The 8,101-nt window shown below is 41.1% G+C and carries 8 protein-coding genes and 1 tRNA gene; all 9 read right to left on the bottom strand.

All coding sequences use genetic code 11. The features are described 5' to 3' along the window. Positions 1-46: 46 nt before the first annotated feature. Entirely contained in the window at positions 47-4,132 is a 4,086-nt protein-coding gene (gene rpoB, locus BLS38_RS08910; protein WP_092748739.1) for a DNA-directed RNA polymerase subunit beta, read from the bottom strand. 306 nt (positions 4,133-4,438) lie between these two features. Beyond that, positions 4,439-4,804, bottom strand: a complete 366-nt coding sequence (rplL, locus tag BLS38_RS08915) for a 50S ribosomal protein L7/L12 (RefSeq protein WP_092748741.1) — start codon at positions 4,802-4,804, stop codon at positions 4,439-4,441. Between the two features lie 48 nt (positions 4,805-4,852). Further along, positions 4,853-5,359 (bottom strand): 50S ribosomal protein L10, encoded by a 507-nt coding sequence (rplJ, locus tag BLS38_RS08920; RefSeq protein ID WP_092748743.1) that lies wholly within the window; start codon positions 5,357-5,359, stop codon positions 4,853-4,855. 242 nt (positions 5,360-5,601) lie between these two features. Then, positions 5,602-6,294 carry a 50S ribosomal protein L1 gene (gene rplA / locus BLS38_RS08925; protein WP_092748745.1) on the bottom strand — a complete coding sequence of 231 codons (693 nt, stop codon included), beginning with the start codon at positions 6,292-6,294 and terminating at the stop codon, positions 5,602-5,604. Between the two features lie 3 nt (positions 6,295-6,297). Next, positions 6,298-6,726, bottom strand: coding sequence for a 50S ribosomal protein L11 (rplK, locus tag BLS38_RS08930; RefSeq protein WP_010114061.1), 429 nt, complete (start codon positions 6,724-6,726; stop codon positions 6,298-6,300). 105 nt (positions 6,727-6,831) lie between these two features. Further along, entirely contained in the window at positions 6,832-7,365 is a 534-nt protein-coding gene (gene nusG, locus BLS38_RS08935) for a transcription termination/antitermination protein NusG (RefSeq protein ID WP_092748747.1), read from the bottom strand. A 6-nt stretch (positions 7,366-7,371) separates the two neighbouring features. Then, positions 7,372-7,812 carry a preprotein translocase subunit SecE gene (gene secE / locus BLS38_RS08940; RefSeq protein WP_092748749.1) on the bottom strand — a complete coding sequence of 147 codons (441 nt, stop codon included), beginning with the start codon at positions 7,810-7,812 and terminating at the stop codon, positions 7,372-7,374. A gap of 76 nt (positions 7,813-7,888) precedes the next feature. Then, positions 7,889-7,964, bottom strand: a tRNA-Trp gene (locus BLS38_RS08945). A gap of 42 nt (positions 7,965-8,006) precedes the next feature. Then, on the bottom strand, positions 8,007-8,101 hold a 95-nt coding region (locus tag BLS38_RS08950; protein WP_092748775.1), incomplete at its 5' end, for an EF-Tu C-terminal domain-related protein.

An 8,101-nucleotide genomic window follows, 5' to 3' on the forward strand; every position in this document is an offset into this window, starting at 1 on the left:
CACAAATATTGTTTATTACTGAAAAATAGAGCAACTTAGATTCAAATTAGTCGCCGTTTTTCAGTTCAATGTTGATACCTAAAGAACGGATCTCTTTGGTCAATACGTTGAACGATTCAGGCATACCTGGGTCCATGTAATGGTTACCATCGACAATGTTTTTATAGATGCGTGTACGCCCTTCAACATCATCCGATTTAACAGTAAGCATTTCTTGAAGTGTGTATGCTGCACCGTATGCTTCAAGTGCCCAGACTTCCATCTCACCAAAACGCTGACCACCGAACTGTGCTTTACCACCTAGCGGTTGTTGCGTTACAAGTGAATATGAACCTGTAGAACGCGCATGCATTTTGTCATCAACCAAGTGGTTCAATTTGAGCATGTACATGTAACCTACAGTCACTGGACGGTCAAATTGCTCACCTGTACGACCATCAAACAATGTTTGTTGACCAGTACGTGGCAATTCAGCCAATTCAAGTAACTCTTTGATTTGCTCTTCTTCAGCACCATCAAATACAGGTGTTGCTAATGGCACACCTTTTTTGAGGTTACCTGCAAGAATCATGACTTCATCATCAGTTAAGCTATTGAGGTCTTCTTGCTCACCACCAACTTTATTGTAAATTTTATCTAAAAATTCACGCAGTTCGGCAATCGTGCGCTGTTGTTGGAGCATTTTATCAATCTGCTCACCCAAACCTTTGGCCGCTAAACCTAAGTGTGTCTCTAGAATCTGCCCCACGTTCATACGTGAAGGTACACCCAATGGGTTAAGTACGATATCTACAGGTACACCGTTAGCATCATGTGGCATGTCTTCTACAGGTAAGATGTTAGATACAACACCTTTGTTACCGTGACGACCCGCCATTTTATCACCCGGCTGAATACGACGTTTAACCGCTAAGTATACTTTAACAACTTTCAATACACCTGTTGTTAACTCGTCACCTGTTGAAAGCTTACGTTTTTTCTCAGCAAATTTTTCATCAATTTCAATACTTTTTTCTTTCAAGTAAGTTTGAATTTGAGTTAAACGCTCAGCAATTGCTTCATCTGCTGGTTGAATTTCAAGTAAGTCAACAAGATCTAGTTTTGAAAGTAGATCTTCGTTTAGCTTTTCGCCATGTTTGGTTGTACCACCACCATGAGATACTTGATCTTTTAATAAACGTACAATACGTTCACGCGCCGCTTCTTCAAAGATTTTGTATTCTTCTTTCAAGTCTTTGCGGTATGCATCAAGTTGGGCCTTCTCAATCGCTAAAGCACGGTCATCTTTTTCCAAGCCATCACGTGTGAATACTTGTACATCGATCACTGTACCTTTGGTACCTGATGGTACACGTAAAGACGAATCTTTTACGTCTGCAGCTTTTTCACCAAAGATTGCACGAAGCAATTTTTCTTCAGGTGTCAGTTGTGTTTCACCTTTTGGTGGCACTTTACCAACTAAAATATCACCGGCAGTGACTTCAGCACCAATGTAAACAATACCTGACTCATCTAACTTAGACAGTGCAGCTTCGCCAACATTTGGAATATCTGCAGTGATTTCCTCTACACCTAATTTCGTATCACGAGCAACACATGACAATTCTTGAATATGAATTGAAGTCAAACGGTCTTCTTGAAGTACACGCTCTGATAAAAGAATCGAGTCTTCATAGTTGTAACCATTCCACGTCATGAATGCAACGCGCATATTTTGACCAAGTGCAAGCTCACCACCATCGGTAGATGGACCATCTGCAAGCACATCACCACGACCAACCTTATCACCCATATTGACCAAAACTTTTTGGTTAATACATGTATTTTGGTTCGAACGGGTATATTTGATCAGGTTGTAAATATCAACACCTGCTTCACCTGCAATCATTTCGCTTTCATTCACACGAATAACCACACGTGACGCATCAACAAACTCAATCACACCACCACGGTTTGCAATCACACATACACCAGAGTCACGTGCAACGTTCGCTTCCATACCTGTACCAACAAGTGGTTTATCAGCAAGGAGTGTTGGCACGGCTTGACGTTGCATGTTTGAACCCATCAATGCACGGTTCGCATCATCGTGTTCCAAGAATGGAATCAGTGATGCTGCAACGGAAACAACCTGCTGTGCGGAAACGTCCATATGTGTTACACGCTCAGGCGGTGTACGAACGGTTTCACCTTGATGACGAACTGTTACCATCTCATCAATTAAGTTACCGTCAGCATCTACTGCAGAATCGGCCTGTGCAATCACAGTTCCTACTTCTTCAATCGCAGAAAGATACTCAGTCTCTTGCGTTACACGGCCGTCAACAACTTTACGGTATGGTGTTTCTAAGAAACCAAAGTGGTTGGCTTTTGCATATACAGACAGTGAGTTGATCAAACCAATGTTTGGTCCCTCAGGTGTTTCAATCGGACACACACGGCCATAATGGGTATGGTGTACGTCACGCACTTCAAAACCTGCACGTTCACGAGTCAAACCACCTGGCCCTAATGCTGAAACACGACGCTTATGCGTAATTTCAGACAATGGGTTGTTTTGATCCATAAACTGAGATAATTGGCTTGAACCAAAGAATTCTTTAATCGCTGCAGCCACTGGCTTCGCATTAATTAAATCTTGTGGAGACAGATTATCTGTTTCTGCTTGGCTTAAACGGTCTTTAACAGCACGCTCAACACGAACTAAACCAACACGGAATTGGTTTTCTGTCATTTCACCAACAGAACGTACACGTCGGTTACCTAAATGGTCAATATCATCAACTTCGCCTTTACCATTACGAATATCGATGAGTGTACGCATAACATCAACGATGTCATCGTTTGACAAGATACCATCAACACTGCGAACTTTTGGATCTGGACTGGTTTCGTATGGACGTCCTAAACGACGATTAAACTTCATACGACCAACAGCAGATAAATCATAACGCTCAGCAGAGAAGAACAAATTATTAAATAAGTTTTCTGCCGCTTCTTTCGTTGGAGGCTCGCCCGGACGCATCACTTTATAAATTTCAACCAATGCTTCGTCACGATCACGTGTAACATCTGCACGTAGTGAGTCTGCAAGGTAAGAACCACGATCAATATCATTAGTGAACAGAATGTTGAATTGTTTTACACCACCCTCTGCAAGTTTCACCATAATTTCATGAGTAAGAACAGTATTTGCCGGAATCACATCACCATTATGTAATGCAATATCTTCGGCCGTAATATGTTCATACAAGTACTCATCAGGTACAGAAAGCTTTGTTAAGCCCGCTGTTTCCATTTGACGTACGTGACGTGCATTAATACGTTTACCTTGTTCAACAATCACTTTACCGCTGTTATCTACAATATCAAATTGCGCCATTTCGCCACGTAAGCGATCTGGTACAAGTTCAATTTGATAACTACCAAGATCTAGATATACAGGTACTTTTTCATAGAATAAGTCTAAAATCTGCTCATCTGTATAATTTAACGCACGTAAAATAACAGTCGCAAGTAACTTACGTCGACGGTCAATACGAACATAGACTAAATCTTTAGCATCAAACTCAAAGTCTAACCATGAACCACGGTAAGGAATGATTCGTGCAGAATAAAGGGTTTTATTTGAATGTGTTTTTCCTTTATCACTATCGAAGAACACACCAGGTGAACGATGTAATTGAGATACGATAACACGCTCTGTACCATTAATAACAAACGTACCGTTTTCAGTCATGAGTGGCATTTCACCCATGTATACTTCTTGCTCACGTACGTCTTTAATTGACTTTGTATCTCGATCTTTAATGATCAAGCGAATTTTAACACGCATTGGTGCAGCATAAGTCGAGCCACGAAGGATACATTCGCGTACATCAAACTCAGGCTTACCAAGGTTATACTCAACAAATTCTAAAGCAGCGTTGCCAGAATAACTTTCAATTGGAAAAACTGAACGAAAAGCAGCTTGTAGACCAAGATCTTCTCTAGTTTTTGGCAATTTACCATCTTGTAAAAATGTTCTGTACGAGTCGACTTGAATCGACAGCAAGTACGGAAAATCCATCACTTGGGGCAATTTACCAAAATTCTTACGGATCCGTTTTTTTTCGGTATATGAGTATGCCATCTGGAGTCCTCGGAAAGTACAAAACTAAACCTGCCTGCAGTTCAGGTTTAGAAGGAATGACGCAGGCCGATATGGCCACCACTACTTACAAATGCTGCAAATGAGTGTGGTAATAAACGCTTAACAATATTTTCAGAGTGAGAAATATTGGTAAGCGTTTGAATTTATACAATTTTCACATAAACAACACAAAGACAATGCTTTCAATTAAAGCACAGCCGGTTATTGTAACGCAAAAAGGCTGACGACCCAAGAGCCATCAGCCATTTTTGGAGCCAATTTTTTACAACTAACTCCGAAAACAAATTACTTAAGTGTAACTGCAGCGCCAGCTTCTTCAAGAGTTTTCTTAAGTGCTTCGCCGTCTTCTTTGCTCACGCCTTCTTTAAGAACTTGTGGAGCACCTTCAACGAGGTCTTTAGCTTCTTTCAGACCAAGACCAGTTACAGCACGTACTGCTTTAATTACAGCAACTTTGTTTGCGCCAAAGCTTGTTAATTCAACATTGAATTCTGTTTGCTCTTCAACAGCAGCAGCAGCAGCAGCAGGTGCAGCTGTAGCAGCAGCAGCAGATACATTGAATTTTTCTTCGAAAGCAGAGATAAGTTCAACAAGTTCTAGAACTGTTTTTTCAGCAACTGCGTTTAAAATTTCTTCGTTAGTTAAAGCCATGAGAATAACTCCAAATGGATATTAAATGGTGGTGTAAGGTAAAAGTGATTATGCAGCTTCTTGCTCGTCTTTCTCTTTGAGCGCTGTAAGTAAGCGACCCAGTTTCGAAATTGGAGCCTGAAGAACACTTGCAAGCATCGTAAGCGCTTTTTCTTGGTTTGGAAGGTTAGCAATTACACTTACTTCCGCGCCTTGATAAAGTTTGCCATCAAAAGCAGCCGCTTTTAATTCAAACGCTTTATTTGCTTTTGCAAATTCTTCGAACAAACGTGCAGCAGCACCCATGTCGTCTTCAGAAGTTGAAAAACCGAGAATTGTTGGACCAACAAGATTGTCATTCAAGATATCAAACTGAGTACCCTGAAGCGCACGTTTTGCCAATGTATTACGAACAACACGTGTTGTAACACCTAGCTTACGAGCTTCAACACGTAACTGTGTTAATTTCTCAACGCTTAAACCCTGGTAGTCGGCAACAACAGCAGAAAACGCGACGCTTGCAGTTTCATTAACTTGAGCGACGATTTCTTTTTTGTTCTCTAGTAGTAGAGCCACTGTAAAAACCTCCTAAGGTGATTTATGTGTTCTAAAGAACACACTCCCAATTCGTAAACCTTTCGATTTACACGCGGAGCATGAATAAATCACACCACCGCGTCTACGCAGGCTGAATTATTAAGAAAAGTAAACTTTTCGCCTGAGGTCTTTGACGCTAATAGGCTTTAACCTATCAATTCAAAGTCCACTCTAGACTAGGCTAGCGAACCAACCCAATCTAGAGATTCAACATTTTAATATTAGTTAGATACGCTGTTTACATCAACAGTAAGACCAGGACCCATTGTTGAGCTCAAAGTGATCTTTTTGATATAAATACCTTTTGAAGTTGCAGGTTTTGCTTTCTTCAAATCAGCAACAAGTGCTTCAAGGTTTTGACGTACTGCAGCAATTTCGAAACCAACTTGGCCGATACCTGCATGAATGATACCGCCTTTGTCTACGCGGTAACGCGCTTGACCAGCTTTTGCATTTTTAACAGCGCCAGCGACATCAGGAGTTACTGTCCCAACTTTAGGGTTTGGCATTAAGCCACGTGGACCTAAAATTGTACCCAACTTACCAACAACACGCATTGCATCTGGAGCAGCAATTACAACATCAAAATCAAGATTACCTTTTTGAATACTTTCAGCTAGATCATCAAAACCTACGATATCAGCGCCTTCAGCTTTCGCAGCTTCAGCAGCAGCGCCCTGAGCAAACACGGCAACACGTACAGTTTTACCAGTACCAGCAGGAAGTGTTGTTGCACCACGTACCACTTGGTCAGATTTACGAGGATCAACACCCAAGTTTACAGACACATCAAGTGATTCTTTGAATTTCGCAGCAGGAAATGCATTGATCAGTGCTAGTGCTTCATCTAAAGTATAAACTTTATTAGAATCAATTGCAGCGATAGCTTTTTGACGTTTATTTAACTTTGCCATCTCTTATAGCTCCACTTCCAAGCCCATAGAACGTGCAGAACCAGCGATGGTACGTACACGTGCGTCTAAATCAGCACCAGTTAAATCTGGCTCTTTAGTAGTCGCAATCTCTTCGAGTTGAGCACGAGTTAACTTACCAACTTTAGTTTTATTTGGTATAGCTGAACCCTTTTGGATACCAGCAGCTTTCTTAAGCAAGATAGATGCAGGCGGTGTTTTCATGATAAATGTAAATGATTTATCATTATAAACAGTGATCACAACAGGAATTGGAAGACCTGGCTCAACTTTTTGTGTAGCAGCATTAAATTCTTTACAGAATGCCATGATGTTTACACCACGTTGACCTAATGCAGGACCAATTGGTGGAGATGGATTTGCTTTACCAGCTGGAACTTGCAGCTTGATATAGCCGTCAATCTTTTTAGCCATTTCAAAATACCTCTGGGTAATAACGCCGTAAAGCTCCCCAATCTATTTAACAAAAATATAAGCTGACACAATAAGGGTCAGCTTATGCCACCAATATTGCTGAAATTAAATTGCTTTTTCAACTTGGCGGAATTCAAGCTCAACTTGAGTTGGACGATTAAATACGTTAATTGTCAACGTTAAGCGAGATTTTTCATATTGAACTTCTTCTACAACACCCTTAAAGTCTGTAAAAGGTCCATCAACAACGAGTAATTCTTCGCCTGGCTCAAACATCGTCTTAGGACGAGGTGCTTCACCAGTATTACGCACACGTGCAAGAATTGCATCCGCTTCTTTTTGTGTGATTGGCGCAGGTTTTTCAGGTGTACCACCAATAAAACCTAATACTTTCGGACATTCTTTTACAATATGCCAAGTATCATCATTCATTGCCATTTCAACCAAGACATAGCCTGGGAAAAATTTACGTTCAGATTTACGCTTTTTACCATCCTTCATTTCAACGACTTCTTCAGTCGGAACAAGGACTTCACCAAAGCTATCGGCAACCGTACTACGCTGGATTCGCTCATTTAGCGAACGCATCACTTGTTTTTCATAGCCTGAGTAGGCATGAATAATGTACCAACGTTTCATAGTTCTCTACCCGATGATTAGCTTTACTAGCCAACTTAATGCATAATCAAAGCACCACAGCAAAACCGCAGCGACAATAACAACCAGCACAACTTGCCATGAGTTGGTTATTGTTTCATTTTTGGTTGGCCATGTTACCCTACGTAGTTCTATACGTGCATCACGAAGCAAACGCACAAAGCCTTTGCCCTGATGGGTGGCGTATATTAAACCCAAAGCCACAATGATACAAGCTAAAACAACACCGATTTGTACCCAAATATTACTGGCAGGTGCCCAATATGCAGGAAGATATTGATTTATAAGAGATGCTGCTATAAGCAATGCTATCGCTAAAACCCATAAAACAATATCTAAAGGTGTGTTTGATCGTACGACTTCGGCCGCACTATGTTTTTGAGGTATTGGCGCGTCGCTTAATGCGTCACGCGATTGATCATTCGACATGTTTTTACTCGTCGTAGAGTTCGCGAATCCATTATAAGGACAAAATGGCCAGCATCAAGCTTTAACTTAAATTAAGTGGCAGGCCAGGAGGGACTCGAACCCCCAACATTCGGTTTTGGAGACCGACGCTCTACCAATTGAACTACTAGCCTATCAAGTAAATCGAGAGCCTCAGCTCTCGATTTATAGTTTTATTATGCAATAACTTTAGCAACAACACCAGCACCAACAGTACGACCACCTTCACGGATCGCAAAACGTAGACCTGAGTCCATTGCAATCGGGTGAA

This window comes from Acinetobacter boissieri (assembly GCF_900096955.1).
GTDB classification, from domain to species: domain Bacteria; phylum Pseudomonadota; class Gammaproteobacteria; order Pseudomonadales; family Moraxellaceae; genus Acinetobacter; species Acinetobacter boissieri.